Raw genomic sequence first — 23,672 nt, forward strand, 5'->3', positions numbered from 1 at the left:
CATGAAACAGGAACAGACATGAATCAAAGCAAAGGCAAGATAAAAAGAACCGAAGAATCTGGCCCATTCTCCGGTTCGACAAAATCTTTTAGCCTAATGGTATTGGGATTAGGACCCAAAAGAAGATGATGCAAAAGTATAAATTCTTCTTGGAAAGGTCCGTTATCAAAAGTTTTTAATCACAAAAAATCTAACATTTATGACTTGTATTCGAAAAGCCGTATGTGCGGCAGTTGCTTGTTGTTGCCTGACCGGAACAATAAGCGCACAAAGCATTGCCATGAAAATGAGTAATGTAACCGTGAAACAAGCGATGGATGAACTGGAAAAGAAGAGCGGTTATTCTTTTGTTTTCTCCTCGCAAGATTTGGACACACAGAAACGTATCTCCGTTTCTGCGGATAATGATGATGTGCGTACCGTCATCCAGCAAATATTGGACGGACAAAGCGTGACGTATGACATTCAAGGGAAGAATATCGTGGTGCGCAAGATTACACAACAAAAAGCACCTACCGGGAAACTGAAAACCATCACCGGAACCATCATCGACCCGCAAGGCATCCCGGTCATTGGTGCAAATATCGTAGTAAAAGGCACTACCAACGGTACCATCTCCGACATGGATGGTAAATTCACATTAGAAGTACCGGAAGATGGCGTGTTGCAAATCTCTTATATAGGATTTAATACGCAAGATATTGCCGTAAGGGGCAAAGACTCTTTCTCGATAGAGTTGCGCGAAGATTCGGAAGCACTGGATGAGGTAGTGGTGATTGGGTATGGGCAGACTTCAGCTAAAAAGTTGGTTTCTGCAGTAACTTCGGTAAAGGGTGAAACATTGCAAGACTTACCATTTGCGAATGTGACATCTACATTGCAAGGACGAGCTTCAGGCGTAATTGTTCAAAACCAAGGTGGAGAACCAGGTAAAGAACCGAAAATTTCTATTCGTGGTGGCGGAGATCCTGTTTATGTAATTGATGGTGTCATCAGTGAAGCTTGGGATTTTCAGACTTTAAACCCCAATGATATAGAAAGCTTGTCAGTATTGAAAGATGCAGCTTCATTAGCTGTGTATGGATCTCGTGCTGCTGATGGTATTATTTTAGTAAAAACAAAAGAAGGTAAAAAAGGTAAACGGGCTATTACCTATACATTCAATGCCCAATACAGTCAACCTACCATATTGCCAGATAAAGTAGATTCGTATACATACGCAAGTGTTCAAAACCAAGCTGCTCAGAATGACGGATACGGAGAATTTTACCAGTTTAGTCAAGAAGAAATGGAGATTATCCGGAATCAATCTGACCCCTATACCTATCCGAATACTGACTGGTATGATTTAGGACTAAAGAGTTTTGCACCTGAATATCGTCACTCATTATCCTTAACAGGAAATCAGAAAGATGTAAATTATTATATTTCGTTAGGTATGTTCGACCAAGGTAGTTTGTACACTTCAGATGCATTGAACTATCAACGTTATAATTTACGCAGTAATCTTAATACGACTTTTGAAGAAATAGGTTTGAAAGTCGGTGTTAATGTCAATGCAGCGTATGAAAAAAGAAAAAGACCTCAATACGACAATACTTCTATTTGGGATCACTTAATGAACCGCTCTCCATTAGATTTAGCTTATAATGAGGACGGGACATTAGCCACCATCTCTGATAACCCTATGATGGAAATGGATGAACGTTCTGGATATTATAAGAACGACGGGATGTACGTAAACATGCAATTCACGGCAGACTGGGCGCTTCCTTGGGTGAAAGGATTAACATTGGGAACCATGTTCAACTATCGATTGAACTCTTCACACGTGAAAACGTTCACGGCACGCGCCCCCCAATACAATAAAGATGGCTCTTTGTTGGAAGTAGAGAAACCCAGTTTAAAGGAGGAAGCCTATTTTGGAGACTCTTACAATTTCGAATTAAGCGCAGGCTATTTGAATACATTTGCGGATGTCCATTCGATTGATGCCAAGTTCGTTTTCACAGCTGCAGAAAATAATGGTTCCGAATTTTGGGCTTCACGCCGTGACTATCTTTCTACCAACGTAGATCAATTGTTTGCAGGTTCGAGTACCAGTATGCAAAATTATGGAACGGGTGAAGAAGGCGGACGTATGGGATTAGTCGGGCGTGTAAAATACGATTACGACAGCCGCTACTATATCGAAGGTAGCTTCCGCTATGATGGCTCCGACAACTTCGCGCCAGGGCACCGCTGGGGATTTTTCCCATCCGTAGCATTAGGTTGGGACATTACGGAAGAACCTTTCTTCCAGAATCTTCAGCGAGAGAATATTGATTTGTTGAAACTACGTGGTTCATACGGGCAAATGGGAACCGAAACAGGAGTAAACCGATTTGGTTATTTGTCTGTATACAATTTATCAGAAAATGCGATTGTTATCGGCGGAAATCTACAGCCTGGATTTAATGAAGGTAAACTGACTTCACCGGAATTGTTAAGCTGGTACACGCGTAATTCGTTGAATTATGGTATTGATGCTGCTTTCTTCAATCATCGTTTGAAAGGTTCTGCGGATTATTTCTTTTATGTGACAAAAGGAGGTTTAGTTAGTCCGAAAGACCGATATTCCGAGCCATTGGGTGCTGAACTTCCTCAAATCAAATCAGATACAGAACAGCGTCGCGAAGGATTTGAACTTTCTTTGAGTTGGTCAGACGAAACGCCTTCTGGACTCTATTATTCAGTGGGTACAAATATGACCTACTACAACAATTTGTATGTAAAGAACCAAGATGAAGCCGAATCTACAACATTAAATCCATGGAAACGAGGCACACATGTGACAGATTATTATGATGTCCGTTTAATCGATAATGGATTATACCAAAGTGCAGAACAAATATTAAGCAATCCGCGTCGTTTGGCTTCTACCGAGACAAAGATGGGCGATATCATGTATCAAGATATCAATGGTGATGGCAAAATAGATAGTGAAGACCAAGTTCGCGTAGGCATGCCTTCGACACCTCATTTCACCTATGGTGTTGACTTTACTTTATCTTACAAAGGATTTACTTTATCCGGCTTATTCTATGGAACAGGTAAACGACATATGGAAATGGGGGTCACAGCACAAGGTACAGCATCAAAAGATGTAGTACAAAGTTATAAATTGGATTATTGGCGAGAAGATAACCAGGATGCTGTTTTCCCAAGAATCTCATTGGATGCCAATGTTAATGGACAAAACAATAAGGAAAAATCTACCTTCTGGTTGAAGAATGCTTCTTTCCTTCGCCTGAAGAACTTGACGTTGGAATACGACTTCAAATACAAATTGCTTAAAAATGTCAATTGGTTGACGGCATGTAAAGTAAATTTGACAGGAGCCAACCTATTTACGATATCAGGAGTATCAGATTATTTTGACCCGGAAACCACTTCAACGAATGGAGGCTATCCGGTACAGAGAACATATTCTATAGGTGTAACAGTAGGATTTTAAACGAGTATGAAAAAGAGCTTAGTAAAAACAATGATGGCCGTAGCTTTGGTAATGGGCAGTACGGCATGTAGTGACGTTTTGGATAAAGGGCCATTGGATGCTTATACTGAAAATGAAGTTTGGGAAAGCGTCGAGTTAGCACAATCTTTCTTATATCCTTCTTTGAATTATGCTACAGGCACATTGATTTGGGAGGATAAATGGACAGACAATGATGTGATTCAGGATGATGGAACCGCATCAAACGTTAACAAAGAGCAAATAGACCGCTACTTTGATGTTGGTTGGAATCCACGTGGCGGTGGCAGCGACGATAAAGTAGGCGACGTGTACGAAAACATCCGCAAGTGTAATCTAACATTAGAAAAGATGGCTGAAAATACAACTTTCCAAGAAGAAGACAAAGCGTATTTGATTGCACAAGCCAAGATGCAGCGTGCGATGATTTATTTTAGCCGTGCCCGTTTGTTTGGAAAACTGATGATTGTCGATCGAGTACTTGCCCCAGAAGAAAATATGGAATTACCCCGAACAAATACAGTGAAGGATACGTATGACTTCATCTTGAAAGATTTGCAAGAAGCTGCTCCGGATCTTCCCGTTACAGCAGAAACAGGTATGTTAACGCAAGGCGCAGCTTATGCCTTAATGGCCGAAGTAGCTTTGCACGGGGCAGCCTACATCGAAAACGGACAAGATGAATATTATGCCATTGCAAAAGAGGCAAGTGAAAATCTCTTTGCATTGGGGCAATACGAATTGGATACGAATTACGAGAGCCTATTCAATGATTTCGACCATTCGCAAGGTTCCAAAGAAATCATATTGGCACAATGGCGTCATGAAAACAACACGAATTTTGATGCTACATGGATGCAATACTTGGTGCCGAACCAATCCAATGATAAAAAAACTGACTTTGCTACGCCAGATTTAAATGATGCCTTTGAAGGTTGGATCGCTATGTTCCCTTCCTCAGATTTGGTTTCGGAATATGAAGTAATCGACGAAGACGGTACGGCAAAGGACTGGGATGAAACCAGCTATTACAAAAATTACCAGCAGCACGGCGGTTACGTATCGCAAGCGATCTATAAAAACAGGGATGCCCGTTTTTATGCGACGATCGTACAAGATTCCTCCATGTATTTCAACAGCCTTATTACCATGCGTGACAAAGGCAACTTGCATTGGGGTAGCAAAGTAGGTTCTATCTGGGGTACTTCCATCACTGGATATATTTACCGCAAAGGCGTTTATACAGCCAAACCGTTGTTGAATACAAACCCAACGAATTACCACTACATTGTGTTACGTTTAGGACGTTCGTATTTGAATTATGCGGAAGTCATGCTACGGCAAAACAATATCCCTGTAGCTATCGAATACATCAACAAAACCCGCACGGTACATGGCGGCCTGCCTGCACTCCCTACGACTTTGACTTCGGATGAAGCTTGGAAAGCCTATAAGCGCGAGCGCCGCGTCGAACTGGTACACGAAGGAGACCGTTATTGGAGCCTCTTGCGTTGGGGCAAAGCCGATGGAAAACCGATTGTGGAAGAGTTGACCAAGACACATCAGGCTATAAGTATTTCAGAAGATGGAAAGAGCTTCGAGTTCATCGAGTTGCCAGACCAGCGGTCTTTCAACGAACGTGTATTTACGACGAAGCGTTATTTATTCCCAGTTCCGGAAAGCGAACGTGTGAATAATCCGTCGTTGGATCAAAATGAAGGTTGGTAATCATTAAAAAACAATAGAAATGAAAACGTTATATATTTATTTGACTTTTATCGCATTGGCTTTGATGAACACGTCGTGCTTGAAAGCCGGATTGGATGAATTAGAAACATACGACTTGAACGAAATCACGAACGTACGGTTCGAATATCGTTGGTGGGATGAAACCAACCAGCAAATGCACGTTATGGAAATGAGTGTGCAAAACAGTATTGATGCTACCGCCCAAGAGGCGGTTTGCACCATTACGGTACCCGCTGCTACAGATGTATTCACAGAAGAGATTCGCAACCAAGTCTCGTTAAGCACATTGGCAATCAATGTGGATGCCTCGACAGCAGCCCGCATTACGCCGGTAGGCAACGCACCGGTCATGGGCGAATTTCCGTCTGATTTCTCGGCAAGGGAGTTTACTTATACGGTAACCGCTGGAAATGGAGATAAGGCTGATTGGACCATTCGGATAGATAGCTTCAATAAGTAATATATTTATTTTTTAAGGATGCCAAAAGGAGATAGTAGATACTCCTTTTGGATCCTCAAAAAAACGACTAAATTTTTAAGCTATATTATGATTACACTGAAATATAGTAAATTGTTGTATCTAATCATTTGTTTTTTAGGAAATGTGATTACACCTTGTTATTCTGAAAATTCCCTTGTCCTAAAATATCAACATCCGGCAACAAATTTTGGAGAAGCGTTACCTATAGGGAACGGTAGGTTAGGAGCTATGGTATATGGTGATGTCTTTAAAGAAAAATTATCAATCAACGATGATACTTTTTGGTCTGGAGAGCCTAAAAATTGGAATAATCCAAAAGCCAAAGATGTATTACCCCAAATTAGGAAAGCATTAGGAAAAGGAGAACATCAGTTAGCAGATCAGCTGGCTAAGCAAATGCAAGGTCCATACAATCAGTCTTACCAACCATTGGCTAATATAGATATTGCATTTGAAGAGAATGGTACACCTACTGAATATGTAAGGGAATTGGATTTAAATAGAGCTATAGCTAAAGTTTCTTACAAAATAGGAGACGTTACTTATAAGCGTTCTTATTTTTCCAGTTTTCCTAATCAAGTAATTGTTCTCCGTTTAGAGGCTGATAAACCTGGTGCATTGAATTTTAATATGGGTATATCTGGAAAACACCAACGGAAAGTTTTTATAAATGATAATCTAATAGAAGCTTATGGAAAAGCGCCAAAGCATGTTGATCCTAACTATCTAAATACAGAAAATCCTGTTGTTTATGACAATCTCGATGAAGGAAAAGGCATGAACTACACTGCATGTTTACAAATAGCAGAGACTGATGGAAAAATTATTCCATTTAAAGACAAACTACAAATCAAAAATGCAACGAGTACCACTATATACTTTGCTGCACGGACAAGTTTTAATGGATTTGATAAATCACCTTCCGTACAAGGGGCTAATTGTAAAAAACGAACGTATGATGATTTGGAAAAACTGGAAGGAATAACATATAATGCACTTTTAGATACGCATATTTCTGATTATCAAACATTATTTAATCGATTGGATTTTTCTCTTGGAGAGGAAGAAGATAATCGATACATAGAAATGTATTTTGATAGTTTTAAAAAAGGAGAAAATAACTATTTACCTGTATTGGCGTTTCAAATGGGACGATATTTAGCCATTTCCGGTTCAAGGCCCCATTCACAAGCCTTAAATTTACAAGGCATTTGGAATGAAAATATTCGTCCGCTTTGGAGTAGCAATTATACAGTCAATATCAATACACAAATGAATTATTGGCCTATCTTGCCTACAAACTTATTTGAATGTAATGAGCCGTTATTGGATTTGATTCAAGAAGTATCCCAAACAGGAAAAGAAACAGCCCGCATTAATTATGGCTGTAATGGTTGGGTAGCCCATCATAATATTGATTTATGGAGGCAATCCGCTCCCGTGGGTAATTATGAAGGAGAACCTTGTTGGGCTAATTTTTCAGGGGGAGGAACTTGGTTAACTATGCATTTGTGGGAGCATTACCTATATACGCAGGATAAGGTATTTTTACAAGAAAGGGCATATCCTATCTTGAAAGGAGCTGTTGAATTTCTTGTTGATTGGTTACAAAAAGATGTAGAAGGGTTCTATGTTCCACCGTATGCAGTCTCTACGGAAGCGAATTTTATCACTCCGAACGGATACCAAGGTTCTTGCGCTAAAGAATCCGCAGAAGATATTGCTTTGAACGGGGAATTGTTCTTGAACTTCATTGCTACCTGTGATACGTTGGGTATAAGGGATGCCTTATATTACAAAACAAAAGATTTACTACAACATACCCGACCCTATTGGATAGACCCAGAAGGGAAAATACAAGAATGGATGGAAATTGGATTGGACAGACCTAAAGGGTATAATAAAAATCATTTATCCCACTTAATTGGTTTTCATCCAGGAAGACATTTAATTGCACAAAACAATCCAGATTATATCCAAGCTGTAAAAAGGACGCTTGAACTTTTCGAGCCGGGACCCAGTAGCGGGGGATGGAACTTAGCCTGGAAAATTAGCTTCTGGGCCAGAATGCGGAATGCAGGAAAATCATACGAATTCATCCGACGATCGATGGAGCGACTTTCCCCCAATCTGCTAAGTGGAGGCACAAATTTCCAAATTGATGCCAATATGGGTTATGTAGCTGGCGTATGCGAAATGCTAGCGCAATCTCATAACCTGAACGAACAAGGATTGATGGTCATAGAATTATTGCCAGCTTTACCCAAAGAATGGCCTTCCGGACATATTTACGGATTGCGAATCCGTGGCGGATTTGAAATTGACATGGAATGGAAGGATGCCAAAATAACAAAACTTGTTATTAAAAACGACAGGCATCAGGGCAATCCTTCGATAGAAATTGTAATGAACGGAAAACGTTTTGTAAAACAAATTCCTTATCAGTCGAAAACAATGATTATTTAGACAGTGAGTTAATTAACAGATTTATAAACATTCTAAATTCGTAACATTATGGTCCTAATTGTTAAAGGCCGTGAATTCATGTGGCCGCTTACGCTGCGTGAAAACACCATCACCGTGGATGACAAAGAGGATTACACGGCGTCTATCAAGAAGTATCGAAGTACGAAGACGTTTGCGGACGTGGCGAACGAGATTTCCATCGAGCGCACGGAGTACCGCCCGGAAACGGTCGAGCACATCGAGAAACTGGCAGAGCAGAAAATCGTCGAGATGTTGCTGAATGGCAACATGTTTGCCGGCGAGTACTTTATTTACAAACCCTCCATTTCGGGCGTCTTCAACTCGAAGGGCGAACCGCGCGAGGGCGTGCAACTCTCTATCAACGTGTCGGGTACGGCGCTTTTGCGCGAGGCGTTGGGCGAAGTCAAGTTTGAGATTGTGGAAAAACAGGAGCTGGGCGGTGCCGTAATACTGCAGGTCAAGGACTTACAGTCGAGCAAGACGGACGGTTCGCTCATCCGCGGCCATGCGGCAGAGGTTTCCGGACGGAAAGTCAAATGCGTGCAGAAGGACGGTGTGACGCTGCACGAAATCCGGCTGGTCAGCGACCTGGAAGTGCCGACGGTTGTGACCGACGTCCTCTACAACGAACCCTCCCGCGTGGTATTCAACGTGCCGAATGACCTCGCCGAGGGCAAGTATCGCCTGGAAATTGAGACTTATTTCTCGGATGGTGGTACCGTGCTGAAGACTCCGCGTACACTGACTTACAACGTAACGTTGGTTTAAAATTTCCCAAGGATGCCTTGGAAGCATTACCAAGCCTGTCTTGGTAGTGTTACCAAGGATGCCTTGGAAGCGTTACCAAGGGTGTCTTGGTAGTATTACCAAGAGTGCCTTGGAAGCATTACCAAGGAAGACGAGGCAAATACTCCACCTTGTTTTCCTGAGGTAGTGAAGCAGAATTTCTAAAGAAAGAGATTGGAAAAAGGGAGTTGCAGCTTTATGTTGATTCGCAGTCAAAGCAAGCTGGCAACTCCCCGGATTCCTCCTCCATATTGTCGAACTTAATACAGAAAGGAGGCTTATTGCGCCTCAAAGGTACGAAAAAGTTTTGAAAATGGAACGGTATAAGGGTCATACGCCGTGCCCTCAATCTTACCGATAGGGAGAGTGTTGGGGAAGAGGTTCATAAAAGTATTATAAACAACAAATTTAAAAAGAAAGAATATCATGAACGTAAAAACATTTTGTTGTATGTTGTTATTGGTAGCAGGGAATATATCTGCCCAATACAAAATTGATTTAAGTAGTATTGAATGTCCTAAGATTGAGTATCTAAAATTGGGAAATCCGGGACCAAAAGGTAGGGAAATCAGAATAAACAATCTTTACTGGGAAGAAGCAGGGAAACCGAAACTTCCAGTAATGGGAGAATTCCATTATAATCGGATGGACGAACGCTACTGGAAAGAAGCTTTAATGAAAATGAAAGCTTCTGGAGTTAATATTGTATCTACGTATACTTTATGGATCCTTCATGAAGAATTTGAAGGAAGGCAAGATTGGAGTGGAAGGAACAATTTACGTAAATTTGTAGAATTGTGTCAAGAAGTAGGGCTTCAAGTACATTTAAGACTAGGTCCCTATTGCAACGCCGAAATCAGAAACGGAGGCTTTCCCGACTGGATAGAATTCAACAAAAAATTAAAACCCCGTACAAACGATCCTCTTTATTTGAACTATGTAAGATATTGGTATCAGAGTTTATTCAACCAAATAAAAGGTTTATTATATAAAGATGGCGGGCCAATTGTTGCCATTCAATTAGAAAACGAATATGTAACAGAAGGAATGGTAATACCTCATTTGATGGCTCTAAAGAAAATTGCCATAGAAGTAGGTTTCGACGTACCTGTATATTCCATGACACACTGGATGATGAGTGATTATCCAAAAGGGGAAATCATTCCTTATGCAGGATATTATCTGGAGACCCCTTGGATTAGTTTTGGCAACAAAGAGAATCCTACTACTGATCAAGAATTCTTCACTTACAATCGAATATCAGATAATATAGGAAATGATTTTATTAAAACAAATGCAAAGGTAGAAACATTAGACGATGAAACCAACGATTCTCCGTATTTCACTTGTGAAATGGGACTTGGTTCTCCTAATTATTATATGCGCCGCGCCGTAGTACCTGAAGAAATGGCTGGTGAAAATATCAATCTCCGTTTGGGATGTGGCGTCAATCTAATGGGATATTATATGTATGTAGGTCAAACGAATCCCATAGCCGAACAATATACAACGGCTCGTGCAACAGCTCGAATAAGTAACGATTACCAAGCTCCGATTCGTGAGTTTGGACAAATGGGGGTAGCTTTAAAAGAAGCAAAAAAATTAAATTATTTCATGAATGATTTTGGTAGTCAATTGGTATTAAAACGTGCTTTTTTACCCATAACAAATCAGAATCGTGAAAATTTACAATGGGCAGTCCGTACAGATGGAAAAAGTGGTTATGTATTTTGTTCTAATATTTTACACAAACATCCACGCAAAGAATATCATCACGTACAATTTGAATTGGATTTAAATGAAGAAAAAATCTGTTTGCCACATAAAAAAGTAACGATTCAAGACCGTTCTTATTTCTTTTGGCCATTCAATCTGGATTTACAAGGTATTATTCTGAAATATGCAACAGCTCAACCGATTTGTTATTTAGACGAAAATGATACACGTTATTATTTCTTTTTCGAAGATGATGGCATTCCTGCCGAATTTTGTTTCAAAACAGAAAATGTACAAGATGTCCAAGCATTAAATGGAAAAGTAAAACGCTTAAAGGATGTTTATTTTGTTGATGAATTACAAGCCGGAAAAGATTGCCAAATTAAAGTAAAGGCTAAAAATGGTTCATCCATTTGCATCACTTTACTCACAGAAAAAGAATCGGACTATATATGGAAAGGAGAAGTTAATGGGAAAAAATTTGTCAGTCTAAGCGAATCATTTATCTATTTCGATAAAAATGACATTTTTATTGCTTCAGAAAATCCGAGTCAAACCATTGATTTGTTTACTAAAGGGAAGTTTACAACCCAAACTTATTCATCAGAATATATTTCACGAAAAGCAAAAGCTGTAATTGTGCCTCCAATGGAAAAAGCTTTGTGTATCCGTCCTTTAAAAGGAAATATTGTGAAGCGTATTTTCGATGCACGCAGCATGTCGACTATCGAACATGCCTATTTGCGCATGCAAGCTACAGAAGAAACGAAAGTCTTTATCAATGGGAAAGAAATAGCAACTTCTAACTATCAAGGTTATCGTTATGCAGATGTATCAAAAGCCTGTCGCATTGGTATGAATGAAATCTGTTTTCAAACAGGCAATACCCAAGAAGGGATAACGGCTGAAATAGAAGTATTGTTAGCAAATGGTACTCGTTGGTTATGGAATACAGATGAGTTATGGTATGATACAGATGGACACACTCCGGTAAAAACTGAAATTCCAATTCACAAACTTACAAAATATGATGATCGTGAACATTTAGCTGTATTTCAAGTAGCATTACCTACTAATATGTGTCCTGATATAGCTACTAGACTTTATATCAATGCAACAGGAGACGTTGCCAATGCATACTTGGGACAACACCTTATTCACGATGTATTTATTAATGGCGCAGACTGGATAATTGGATTAAATCGATACACAAAATTAATTGAAGAAAATCCCTTATTAACTATACGTATTAATGGATTAAAATCAATTGATTCTGGAATATATTTCGAAAAAAATATTTCCCGTACAGATTGTTTACAACCCGTAATACGTAACATTCACATGGAACAAGAATATGTATTACCTTTAAAATTATCAACAAAAGCCCCCAAACCGTAAGATTATCCAAATCCGTCAATGTTTTGTCTATTTTTATCAATATGTTTAATATGTATTTTTGCAACTAAATAAAAGAAAGAATATTATGAACAAAAAAGCACTTTGTTGTATGTTGTTATTGGCGGTGGGGAGTGCCTCGGCCCAATACAAAATTGATTTAAGTCGTGTGGAATACCCCAAGATTGAATATCTGAAATTGGGACATCCAGGACCTGCGGGGAAGGAAATCCGGGTGAATAATTTGTATATGGATGAGGGCGGCGTACCGCAACTTCCTGTGATGGGTGAGATTCATTACAACCGGATGGATTCGCGTTATTGGCGGGATGCGTTGCTAAAGATGAAGGCATCGGGGATTAATATCGTGGCGACCTATTGTATCTGGAGTTTGCATGAGGAGTTTGAGGGTGAACTCTCATGGAAAGGAAATTTGGACTTGCGCCGGTTTGTGATGCTTTGCCAGGAATTGGGCTTGAAGGTGCATTTGCGTATTGGTCCGTATTGCAATGCCGAGATTCGGAATGGAGGTTTGCCGGATTGGATTGTCAATAACAAAAATTTGAAGACGCGTTCGAACGACCCGCTCTATTTGGCATATAGCCGACGTTGGTATCAGGCTGTTTATAAGCAGATAGAAGGTTTGTTGTATAAGGATGGAGGCCCGATTATGGCACTTCAGTTAGAAAATGAATATGTGAAACGAGGGCAGATTATTCCGCATTTGACAACTTTGAAGAAGATGGCGGTCGAGATAGGCTTTGATGTACCGATTTATACGATGACGCATTGGATGGATAGCGAATATCCGAAGGGGGAAATCGTTCCGTATGCCGGTTTTTACATTGAGGCTCCCTGGACGGCACATGGGAAAGAGGAAATTCCAACGGGTAATTTCGAGTTCTTCACGTATAATCGTTTATCGGATAATATTGGGACAGATATTATCAAAATGGATGGCGAAGTGGAATCGTTGAGCGGAGAAAATAATGATTCACCTTTCTTTACGTGTGAGATTGGTGTCGGGACAACGGCTTTCTATGGACGGCGTGCGGTTGTTCCTGAGGAAATGGCTGGTGAGATGATTAACTTGCGTTTGGGATGTGGTGCCAATCTGATGGGATATTATATGTATGCCGGCGGCACGAATCCGGTAGGAGAGGCAACTACGACACAATCGTCAGGTCCGCGTGTATGTTATGATTATCAAGCTCCTGTTCGTGAATACGGTACGTTAGGAAAAGTAATGCCGGAGGTAAAGAAATACAATTATTTCATGAATGACTTTGGGACGGCATTGGCTCCTGCAGTGGCCTATTTGCCAACTTCAAATCAAGACCGGGAGAATTTGCAATGGGCGGTTCGTTCGGATGGGACGAAAGGGTATCTTTTCTGTTCGAATTATCTGTATAAGCACGAGCGGAATGACTTTAAGAATGTACAATTCACCGTGAAATTGAAAGATGAGACCTTCCGTATGCCACGAAAGAAGACGACAGTGAAAGGTGGTACCTATTTCTTTTGGCCGTTTAATCAGAATCTGGACGATGTCTTGTTGAAATATGCGACTACACAACCTGTTTGTTCTTTGGAAGAGGGTAAGGATATGACCTATTTCTTCTTCGAGGATGACGGGATTCCAGGTGAATATGCCATAGCTGGTGAAGGCATAAAGAATGTAACCGTATCGAAAGGTGTTTGCCAGAAGGAGAAGAAGGGTTATTTCGTTAATCAATTGGAGGCAGGAACAGATTGTGTGATTGAGATAACGAAAGCGGATGGGCAGAAAGTACGTTTCGTAACCTTGACAGAAGAGGAGTCTGACCAACTCTGGAAAGGCGAAATCCGGGGGAAAGAGTTTGTGGCTTTGAGTACTTCTTCGTTGATTGTAGATAAAGATGAGATGACCTTGATTGACAATGCTCCGCAGGCAGAGATTTCTTTCTATAAGGGAGGTAAATTTCAAGAAAGGAATTTCCAAGGTGGAGCGAGAAGCCTGAAAGCGACGTATCATTCGCTTGCACCGTTGGCGGAAAGCGAATGGATTATGCCGTCGGAGGGAAAAGATGTGGAGCGTTCGTTTACGCTTCATACCTTCTCGGATGTGGAACGTGCTTATTTGCATTACGCATCAACCGGAAATGCTTCGTGTGCTATCAATGGAAAGGAAATTCAGGCTCATCAAGCGGGCGATTATTGGTTGGCAGACGTAACTTCCCAGATTAATACGAAAGAAAACCGTGTTGTATTTGCCGTCGCCAACCAACCCATTGCCGCAGAGTTGGAAATCTTGCTCAAGAATGGCGAACGAATTGTTTGGAATACGGATGCAACTTGGCTTACCTCTGAAACCAAAACACCGGTGCGGATAGTAACTTCGCCAGGAAAGAAACCGGCTGCTTTTGCTCCTGAAGAACATTTGGCTTTGTATAAAGTGAACATTCCGCGTGCGAAAGGAGGGGAGGAAGAGACGCGTATGTACATTCAATATCAGGGTGATGTAGCGAATTTGTATCAAAACGGACAATTGGTTGCTGATTCTTATTATGATGGTACGGATTGGATTGTCAGTGTGGATCGATTGAAGGAAGCAGCAGATGTAAATCCGATCATTATTCGCATTGACGGTTTGAAATCGGCCGACGCACCTATCTATTTCGAAAAGAATGTCAATCCAGCCGATTGCGTTTATCCCAAGATTTCCGGGATTGAGGTGAAGCAAGAGTATCGGTTTAAGGTAAAGTAAATAAAGATGATGCGATACGTAAGTATATTATTATTCCTTGTGGTAAGTGTTTGTGCGAATGCTTATCACAAGGATTCGCTTTTTACTTCTGAACAAGCGAAAGATGTTTATGTAGATTTAAAACGGGATATAAGCGTAAGGCATACGCCGGTCCCGGTTTGGGTGAAAGATGTGAAACAACCGGTTGTTTCCTTGTGTGGAGAATGGTTGTTTGCAAGTTTGGGAAAGGAACAGAGGGATGGAATCCAACATCCGGGAAAGGAGTGGTCTCCTACTTCTGTACCTTCTGAATGGTACATGGAGTCGTTTAAAGTAGAACCGGGTGGATGGGCCGGTTATTATAAAGAGTTTGAACTTCCTTCTGATTGGAGTACACAAGAGGTTTTGATACGTTTTGGAGCGGTTGAAAGTGAGTGTGAATTATATTTGAATGGTCGCTTGGTGGGTACGCATCAAGGTTCCATGACGCAATTTGAGATGAATTTAACTTCGTTTTTAGTACCGGGAGTTAATAAACTGATGCTTTATGTGCGGAGTGAATCATTGGCAAGTGATATTTCTAAAATATCTCATTATGCCAAGCATCAAGTAGGTGGCATTTTGCGTAATGTAGAATTAATCGCATTACCTCAAAAGCATATAAATAATTTGTATTGCCGAGCATCGTTGTCGGAGAATCTGGATGAAGGCTATGTAAATATACAGACATCGCTATCGAAGAGCATGAAAAATACCCGAATACAAGTAACGATTAAGGAGCGAGGCATAGAAGGTTTATCTTTGTCTTCGAAAGAGGTATTTAATCAGGTCTTTCCGATAAAAGATATGGACACGATTCTCATAAAGAATCCTGTATTGTGGCATGCTGAAACACCTTTTTTATATACAGTAGAAGTTTCTTTATTGGATAAAGGGGTAAAAACAGAAGTATTGAAGAAAAATATTGGCTTTAGGAAGATTGAAAAGCGGGGTAATGTGTTATATGTAAACAATGCTCCTGTGAAGTTGAGAGGTGTTGCACGACATGATATAAGAGCTTACGATGGTCGCGCATTGAAAGATACGGCATTGTTACATGATGATATAAAACAATTGCGTGATGCGAATTGTAATTTTATTCGTACTTCCCATTATACGCCGGATAGCTATATGCTGGATTTGTGTGATAGATATGGTATCTTTGTGGAAGATGAAGCTCCTGTTTGTTGGGAATCTGCTCCTGATACGTATGACCGAATGCGACAAATCTTTTATAGTTTTACCTCTATGTTATTAAGAGACCGGGAACATCCTTGCATTTTGATATGGTCGTTAGGAAATGAAAGTGTATGGAGTCCGAAGTTTTATCCTTGTTTATTGTTTGCGAAAGAAGAAACTCCTCAAATTCCGGTTAAGTTTTCCCATTCTGAAACGCATGGAATCATTAAGGCTACGGATATAGGAACGAAACATTATCCGGGTTGGAAAGGATTGATGGCTTTTGAAAATTATTTTCGTCCTATTACGTTTGGGGAGGCATTGCATTTGAATTGTTATAATACGTCAGAAAATATCACAGATCCGGGTTTACGGGATATGTGGGGTGATTACTTAAAGTATTTCGTGGATTTTATGCAGGAATCGCCTTCAATTGCCGGTTTGGGTATTTGGGGTTGTAATGATGAGATGTTTTATCCTGAAGGAAATCAACCGTGTGGTTATGGTCCGTGGGGCGTTGTTGATGGTTTCCGTCGGGAAAAGCCGGAATTTTGGCACATGAAAATGGGTTATGCTCCTTTGGTCGTTTTGAGTAAGAACTTTTCAATATCCGGCGGGAATACATTCGTGGCTTTGGAAAATCGTTATAATATACAGAATGCAAATCAAGTGGATATAGTTTGGAAAGATGGGAATCAAGAAGGGATAGTTTCAGCCGATATTGCTCCCGGAGACCAAGGTACATTGTGTATTCCGCATATTATGAGGGGCGATACGCTCGAATTAATAATGAAAGACCGCCGTGGATTTGAAATATCCAGATGGAATGTACCGAGGTATTATCGTGCTTATTATCTGATGCCTGAATTAAGGAAAGGAAATGTGAAAGTTATGTCTACAGATTCTACTTATGTGATTTGTTCTAAGGATATTCAATATGTATTTAATCGCAATTCGGGAGTCTTGTCTTCCATACGGAAGCGAGGAGAAGAGATAATAAGCGGAGGATTGAATATGTACGCGATTCCCCATTTGAAAGAAAACGAGGTGATAGATTATATCCCGCAGGAATCAACAGGTGAAGCTCATTTTGCTTCTGCTCCTCTGTCTGATTGGACATTCTTGTCGGAAACGTTGCAGGATAAGGAGGATGGGATTGTGATTATAGTCCGAGGCAAATATGGCGATAATCCGGTGGAATTGGAATATCATTTTGATGGGATGAATCGGATGAGGGTGAATTATGTGTTGAACTTGGCAAAATTAGGTAATAAAATCCGGCAGATAGGCGTTGGTTTTACCCTTCCTAAGAGCTATAATACATTGTGGTGGAAGAGAAAAGGCTTATGGAGTGTTTACCCAGAGAATCATATTGGACGTACGGAAGGGACAGCAAAAACTTTCTATCCGGAAACCCAATCGAATTATTTGTTGGATAGGACAATTCCTAAACATGGGTTCAATAAGGATGGAAATGAATATGGTTCTAATGATTTCAGGTCGACGAAACAGCATCTGATAAAAGGGCGGTTCATTTCTGAAGCTGGAGATACGCTTACGATAGAATCGAACGGGAAGCAACATCTCCGGGCTTGGGTCCTTCCTGAAGGAATTACTTTCTTGGTAGCAAATTATTCTGATTCAGGGAATGAATTTTATTTGAATTATGATGCCAATAGAACGAAGTACTTGGATGCTTATTTGGCGGAAGATGGTGATTTTGCAGGATGGTTACAGATTAAGTTTTAAATAAAAGTATAAATAGCAAAATATGAAAACAAAAATTTACCTGATCATCTTTATTGTACTAAAATACATTTACATTTCGGCAGCTCAGACGGATGCAGGGAAAGGAAAGTATGTGTATGGAACGGCTGCTATGCCTTGGGCAGAAAGTTTCGGGAATCATCGGGCGGTGCTGGAAGTCCCGAAGGCGGCTTCGGTGGTAAGTCTGGATATGGAATGGCGTCGTCCGGATAAATCGCCGGAAAGCCGCCGGTTTTTGCTTGTCAATGCGGAAACTGGAGATACGATTCCGAACGTCAAGAAGGTGAAGGTTGATAACGAGGAATGCCGTATCCTCTTCGGACCGGTTTCGGAGGCCGGGACTTACTATTTTTATTACTTGCCATATACGGTTCAGAAAGGTTACGGGGCTTATTATGGCGATTATTTGCCGGACAGCCCTGTCTTACAATCCAATTGGGACGCATTAACGGGGCAACCGGAAGAGGCGGAGGTGGTGCGGATTGAATCTCGCACGGCATTCGATAGTTTTTATCCGATGGAGGTAATTGCGACGGAAGCGGAGACGGAAGCATACCGTAAAACTTGCTCCCAGGCGTTTTATCTGTTTCCGGAAGACCGTAAATATCCTATTCGGATGAAGCACTATTTACCTCAGAGGTGGATGGAGCATAAGCAAGGGGAGGCATTCCGGGGAGGTGCGCAGCCAAATGAGTATTATGCTTTCCAGATAGGAGTGTGGAGTCCGGATGCGGTGCTGGGCGGACTGACTTACGAAGCAACGGACTTGGTCTCCGGGCAAGCACGTATTCCCGCTTCTGCCATTACTTGTTTTAATACCGAAGGGATAAATGTGCAGGGCAAACCATTCCGAAAGCAGGTTACGGTAGCACGGGATAGCGTACAGCCTTTGTGGTTTGGAGTGGATATACCGCAGAATGTACAGCTGGGAACATATACTGGCACTATTACCATAAAAAGTGAGCAAGGGGAACAGAAGCAGGAGATTGCGATATGCATCGAAGGAGATGTGCTGGCCGACCGGGGCGATAACGAACCTTGGCGACATAGCCGTTTGCGTTGGTTAAATTCTACTTTGGGCGAGGCAGACGAGGTGACACGGCCGTATGAGGCTGTGCAATTCCGCAATTCCGTTTTTTCTTGTTTGGGACGCGAAGTCGCGTTGGATAAGGAGAGCCTTTTGCCGAAGCAGGTGACAGCTTGGGATACTCCTGTCTTGGAGTCTCCGGTTCGTTTCGTAGTAGAAACAGCGGAGGGGATAAAGCATTATGAGGCCCGGTATCAATTAGAGGAACAGGCTTCAACCCATGTATCTGCCGTTTGGAAAGCCGGGGATGCGGATATGGATATAGCTTGCACGGTTCGGATGGAGTTTGACGGATGGATGAATTATGTCTATTCCATTGTTCCGAAAAGAGAGTTACAAATCAAGGATATCCGGTTGGAATTGCCAGTAAAGAATAGCGTGGGGAGTTATTTCTTGGGAGCAGGACTTCCGGGGCAGGATACGCCTGCCTATTATGATGGCAAATGGAATACGCCGGTGACGACTGTCGATAATCATGGCGTGTCGATACCTGTCAATAAACAGGCCAATTAGCTATGGCCGTTTGATAGTTTTTGGATAGGAAATGCCCACGCCGGCATCCATTGCGAATTACGCGGAAGTAATTATTCAGGTCCCTTGTTGAATGCGTATCGTCCGGCTTATCCCAAGAGCTGGGACAACGAAGGGAAAGGCGGGTTCCGGATTCAGCAGGAAAAGGAGCAGACGTTGGTAACGGTGTATAGCGGGGCACGGCATTTGCTGGCATCGGATACGATTCGGTTTGATTTTGCCTTGACGGTTACGCCGGTTAAGCCTTTGAATCATAAAAGCCAGTTCGAAGACCGCTATTATCACAATGGCGCGGCACCGAGACCTACGGACGAGGATGTGCAGGCTGGTGTTAAGATTATCAATATCCATCATGCCAATAAATATAATCCGTACATCAATTACCCGTTCTTGGTGACAGATACGTTGAAACCTTTTATCCGGGAATGGCATCAGAAAGGCTGCAAAGTCAAATTGTATTATACGTTGCGTGAATTGACCAGCGCATTTCCGGAATTGTGGGCTATCAGGAGCTTGGGCACGGAAATATTACGTGGGGGCGATGGCGGCGGCTTCCCTTGGTGCCGCGAGCATTTGGTGTCTGGTTATACGCCCCAATGGTATCAGCATTTTGATGAGAACGATATGCCTATAACGGCCGATGCGGCTTTACTTACTACGGAAGATAATTCCCGGTGGTACAATTATTATATAGAGGGGTTGCGCTGGATGGTAAAGAATCTGGATATTGACGGGATTTATCTGGACGATGTTTCCTTTGGCCGGGATATTTTGCAACGGATGCGCCGTGCCATGGATGAGGTAAAGCCAGGTTGCATTATCGACTTGCATTCGAATACCGGGTTCTCGAAAGGACCGGCTAACCAGTATATGGAATTTTTCCCGTATGTAGATAAAATATGGTTTGGTGAGAGTTTTATTTACGATAAAATGACGCCGGCCAACTGGTTGGTGGAATCGTCGGGTATCCCGTATGGATTGATGGGCGATATGTTGCATCGGGGCGGAAACAAATGGTTGGGTATGCAGTATGGAATGACGGTTCGGCATCCTTGGTTTACGGAAGGCGTTATATGCGACCCGCGTCCTATCTGGAAGATATGGGATGAGTTTGGCATAGCCGATTCCCGGATGATAGGTTATTGGGAAAAGGATGTACCTGTGAAAGCGACGGACGATGCGGTCAAAGTGACTGTATACGAAAAGGATAATCGCCTCTTATTGTCTATCGGCAACTACACGGACGAGGTAAAGAGGGTCCGTTTGGTGTTTGATAAGAAGAAGTTGAAAGGGGTAAACCTATCTGAACCTTTGGTTGCTCCGGAAATCTCAACGTTCCAAGAGCATAAGACTTGGACTATGGGCGATGAAATAGAAGTAGCACCAAGGAAAGGGTGGTTGATTTATGTTGGGAGGCGTTAAAAAAAGCGTTTCGATGGATTATAGGCGAATGTATTGCTAAATCGTAAGATTATCCAACTCTAACATAATTTTGTCCATTGACACCCATCTATTTTATAGTGTACTTTTGCATACTCATTAGAAGAAAAAGATGATAAACAGAAAAACACTTTTTTGTATGTTGATATTGGCGGTAGGGAGTGCTTCTGCCCAACATAAAATAGACTTATCCCAAGTCCAATATCCGGAAATTGAATATTTGAATTTGGGAAATCCGGGGCCAACTGGGAAGGAAATTCGGGTAAATAATTTGTATATGGAAGAGGGTGGAGTGCCTCTTTTGCCTGTCATGGGAGAAATCCACTATAATCGGATGGATGCGCGTTATTGGCGGGATGCTTTACTGAAGATGAAAGCTTCGGGGATTAATATTGTTGCTACTTATTGTATATGGAACTTACACGAAGAGTTTGAGGGCGAGCTCTCTTGGAAGGGTAATTTGGACCTTCGCCGTTTTATCTTGCTTTGCGACGAATTAGGATTAAAGGTCCATCTTCGTATCAGACCTTATTGCAATGCGGAAATTCGTAACGGTGGTTTGCCGGACTGGATTGTGAATAATGCAAACTTAGAGACACGTTCGAACGACCCGCTTTATTTAGCCTATAGCCGAAGATGGTACGAATCTATTTTTGAGCAGGTACGTGGGTTGCTTTATAAGGATGGAGGTCCGATTATGGCTATTCAACTGGAAAATGAATATGTAAAACATGGACAGATCATTCCACACCTGACTACTTTGAAGCAAATGGCAGTAGATATAGGTTTCGACGTACCGATTTATTCTATGACGCATTGGATGGATAGCGAATATCCGAAGGGTGAGATTATCCCATACGCTGGTTTTTATATCGAAGCTCCGTGGACAGCGCATGGCAAAGAAGAAATCCCGACAGGAAACTTCGAGTTTTTTACCTATAATCGTTTGTCGGATAATATTGGGACGGATATTATCAAATTGGATGGAGATGTAGAGTCACTGAGTGGCGAGGGTAATGACTCTCCCTTCTTTACCTGCGAAATTGGTGTCGGTACGACAGCTTTTTACCAGCGACGTGCGGTAGTCCCGGAAGAGATGGCTGGCGAAATGATTAATCTTCGTCTGGGATGCGGTGCCAATTTAATGGGGTATTACATGTATGCCGGCGGAACGAACCCTATAGGGAAAGCGACTACGATGCAATCATCTGGACCACGTGTTAGTTATGATTATCAGGCTCCCATCCGAGAGTACGGAACGTTAGGCACTGTGATGCAAGAGGTAAAGAAATATAATTACTTTATGAATGATTGGGGTACGGATTTGGCTTCGATGGTAGCCTATCTGCCTACCTCGAATCAAAAGCGCGAAAATTTGCAATGGGCGGTTCGTTCCGATGGGAAGAAAGGTTATCTTTTCTGTTCAAATTATCTGTATAAACATGATAGGGAGGATTACAAAAAGGTTCAATTTACCGTCAAGCTGAAGGAGGAGACAATCCGTATGCCGCGCCAGAAGACAACAGTAAAGGGTGGTACTTACTTTTTCTGGCCTTTCAACCTGGAGTTAGGGGGTATTTAGTTGAAATATGCTACGGCGCAACCTGTTTGCTGGGTGAAAGAGGGAAAGAATCGTACCTATTTCTTCTTTGAAGATGATGCTATTCCAGCAGAATATGCTTTAGCGGAAGAAAATATCGCAGCTATTCAAACAAGCAAGGGTATTTGCCAAAAGGAAAAGCAAGGGTATTTTATCCATTCGTTGGATGCGGGGAGGGATTGCCTGGTGGAAATTAAGCAGACAGATGAGAGTGTGGTACGCTTGGTTACTTTAACAGAGGAGGAATCGGATCAAATTTGGAAAGGGGAACTGGATGGGAAGGAATTCGTAGCTCTTACGTCTTCTGCTTTGATAGTGGATAAGGGTAACATAACGTTGATAGATGAATCGCCTTCCGCACAGGTTTCGTTCTTCCAAAATGGCGGTTTTATGGCTCCCCAATGTTTTCAAGGTGAAGCGCGAAATCTGAGGGCTAAAATACAGATGGTATCTCCTTTGTCTGAAGCTGATTATATAGCGCCGGCAATAGGAGAGGAGCTGACCCGCGTATTTTGTATGCATACCTTCTCGGAAATAGAGGAGGCCTAGTTACGCTACGTTTCTATTGGCCATGCGTCGTGTGAAATAAATGGAACTCAAATAGAATCTCATCTGGCGGGTGATTATCAGTTGGCGAATGTAACGAAGCTATTAACGACAAATTTGAATACGGTTACGTTTCATACGGAGCAACCTATCGCGGCTGAGGTGGAAATCTTGCTTAAGAACGGGCAACGTATCCTATGGAATACGGATGCAACTTGGCTCTCGTCGGATAAAAAACCGGCGCAAATAGCCAAGGTTAAACGTTCGCCTTTGTCATATGCTCCGGAAGAGCATTTGGCTGTATATAAAGCCTATGTACCACGTCCGGTAGGAGGGGAGGAGGAGACGCGCTTGTATATCGATTACCGGGGTGATGTAGCTAACTTTTATCAAAATGAACAATTAATAGCTGATTCTTATTATGACGGAACGGATTGGATTGTTAGCGTAGACCGTTTACAAGAGGCGGCGGATGTGAATCCGTTGGTAATCCGCATCAAGGGATTGGAATCGGCGGATGTGCCGATTTACTTTGAGAAGGAGGTTAATCCTGCCGATTGTGTCTATCCTACTTTAAAAAGTATCAATGTAAAGCAAGAATATCGTTTCCAGGTAGTCCGTAAGTAGGTA

General features: G+C 41.7%; 11 protein-coding genes and 1 pseudogene. All 12 read left to right on the forward strand.

What is annotated here, in order from left to right:
* Positions 1 to 199 precede the first annotated feature (199 nt).
* The 12 genes and pseudogenes from B5F77_RS04575 to B5F77_RS15965 all read left to right on the forward strand — a co-directional run bounded on the left by B5F77_RS04575 (position 200) and on the right by B5F77_RS15965 (position 23,669).
* On the forward strand, positions 200 to 3,496 hold the full coding sequence (locus B5F77_RS04575) for a TonB-dependent receptor (protein WP_239445728.1): 3,297 nt from the start codon (positions 200 to 202) through the stop codon (positions 3,494 to 3,496).
* A 6-nt stretch (positions 3,497 to 3,502) separates the two neighbouring features.
* A complete protein-coding gene (locus B5F77_RS04580; RefSeq protein WP_087328328.1) occupies positions 3,503 to 5,242 on the forward strand; it encodes a RagB/SusD family nutrient uptake outer membrane protein in 1,740 nt (579 codons plus the stop codon).
* 19 nt (positions 5,243 to 5,261) lie between these two features.
* Entirely contained in the window at positions 5,262 to 5,723 is a 462-nt protein-coding gene (locus B5F77_RS04585; protein ID WP_087328331.1) for a hypothetical protein, read from the forward strand.
* Between the two features lie 87 nt (positions 5,724 to 5,810).
* Positions 5,811 to 8,210, forward strand: a complete 2,400-nt coding sequence (locus B5F77_RS04590) for a glycoside hydrolase family 95 protein (RefSeq protein ID WP_162607951.1) — start codon at positions 5,811 to 5,813, stop codon at positions 8,208 to 8,210.
* 48 nt (positions 8,211 to 8,258) lie between these two features.
* Positions 8,259 to 8,999 (forward strand): DUF4469 domain-containing protein, encoded by a 741-nt coding sequence (locus B5F77_RS04595; RefSeq protein WP_087328340.1) that lies wholly within the window; start codon positions 8,259 to 8,261, stop codon positions 8,997 to 8,999.
* Between the two features lie 444 nt (positions 9,000 to 9,443).
* Positions 9,444 to 12,131, forward strand: a complete 2,688-nt coding sequence (locus B5F77_RS04600; RefSeq protein WP_087328342.1) for a beta-galactosidase — start codon at positions 9,444 to 9,446, stop codon at positions 12,129 to 12,131.
* Positions 12,132 to 12,216: 85 nt separating this feature from the next.
* Entirely contained in the window at positions 12,217 to 14,874 is a 2,658-nt protein-coding gene (locus tag B5F77_RS04605; RefSeq protein WP_087328347.1) for a beta-galactosidase, read from the forward strand.
* A gap of 6 nt (positions 14,875 to 14,880) precedes the next feature.
* Entirely contained in the window at positions 14,881 to 17,820 is a 2,940-nt protein-coding gene (locus B5F77_RS04610; RefSeq protein WP_087328350.1) for a glycoside hydrolase family 2 TIM barrel-domain containing protein, read from the forward strand.
* A 22-nt stretch (positions 17,821 to 17,842) separates the two neighbouring features.
* Positions 17,843 to 20,878: pseudogene (locus tag B5F77_RS04615) on the forward strand (glycoside hydrolase domain-containing protein).
* 157 nt (positions 20,879 to 21,035) lie between these two features.
* Positions 21,036 to 22,478 carry a beta-galactosidase gene (locus B5F77_RS15955; RefSeq protein WP_239445729.1) on the forward strand — a complete coding sequence of 481 codons (1,443 nt, stop codon included), beginning with the start codon at positions 21,036 to 21,038 and terminating at the stop codon, positions 22,476 to 22,478.
* Positions 22,479 to 23,045, forward strand: a complete 567-nt coding sequence (locus tag B5F77_RS15960) for a hypothetical protein (protein WP_239445730.1) — start codon at positions 22,479 to 22,481, stop codon at positions 23,043 to 23,045. It begins immediately after the preceding gene.
* Between the two features lie 114 nt (positions 23,046 to 23,159).
* The gene (locus B5F77_RS15965; RefSeq protein WP_239445731.1) at positions 23,160 to 23,669 is read left to right on the forward strand and encodes a hypothetical protein; all 510 of its coding nucleotides are present in this window, start codon (positions 23,160 to 23,162) and stop codon (positions 23,667 to 23,669) included.
* Positions 23,670 to 23,672 lie beyond the last annotated feature (3 nt).

Source organism: Parabacteroides sp. An277 (assembly GCF_002159645.1).
Taxonomy (GTDB): domain Bacteria; phylum Bacteroidota; class Bacteroidia; order Bacteroidales; family Tannerellaceae; genus Parabacteroides.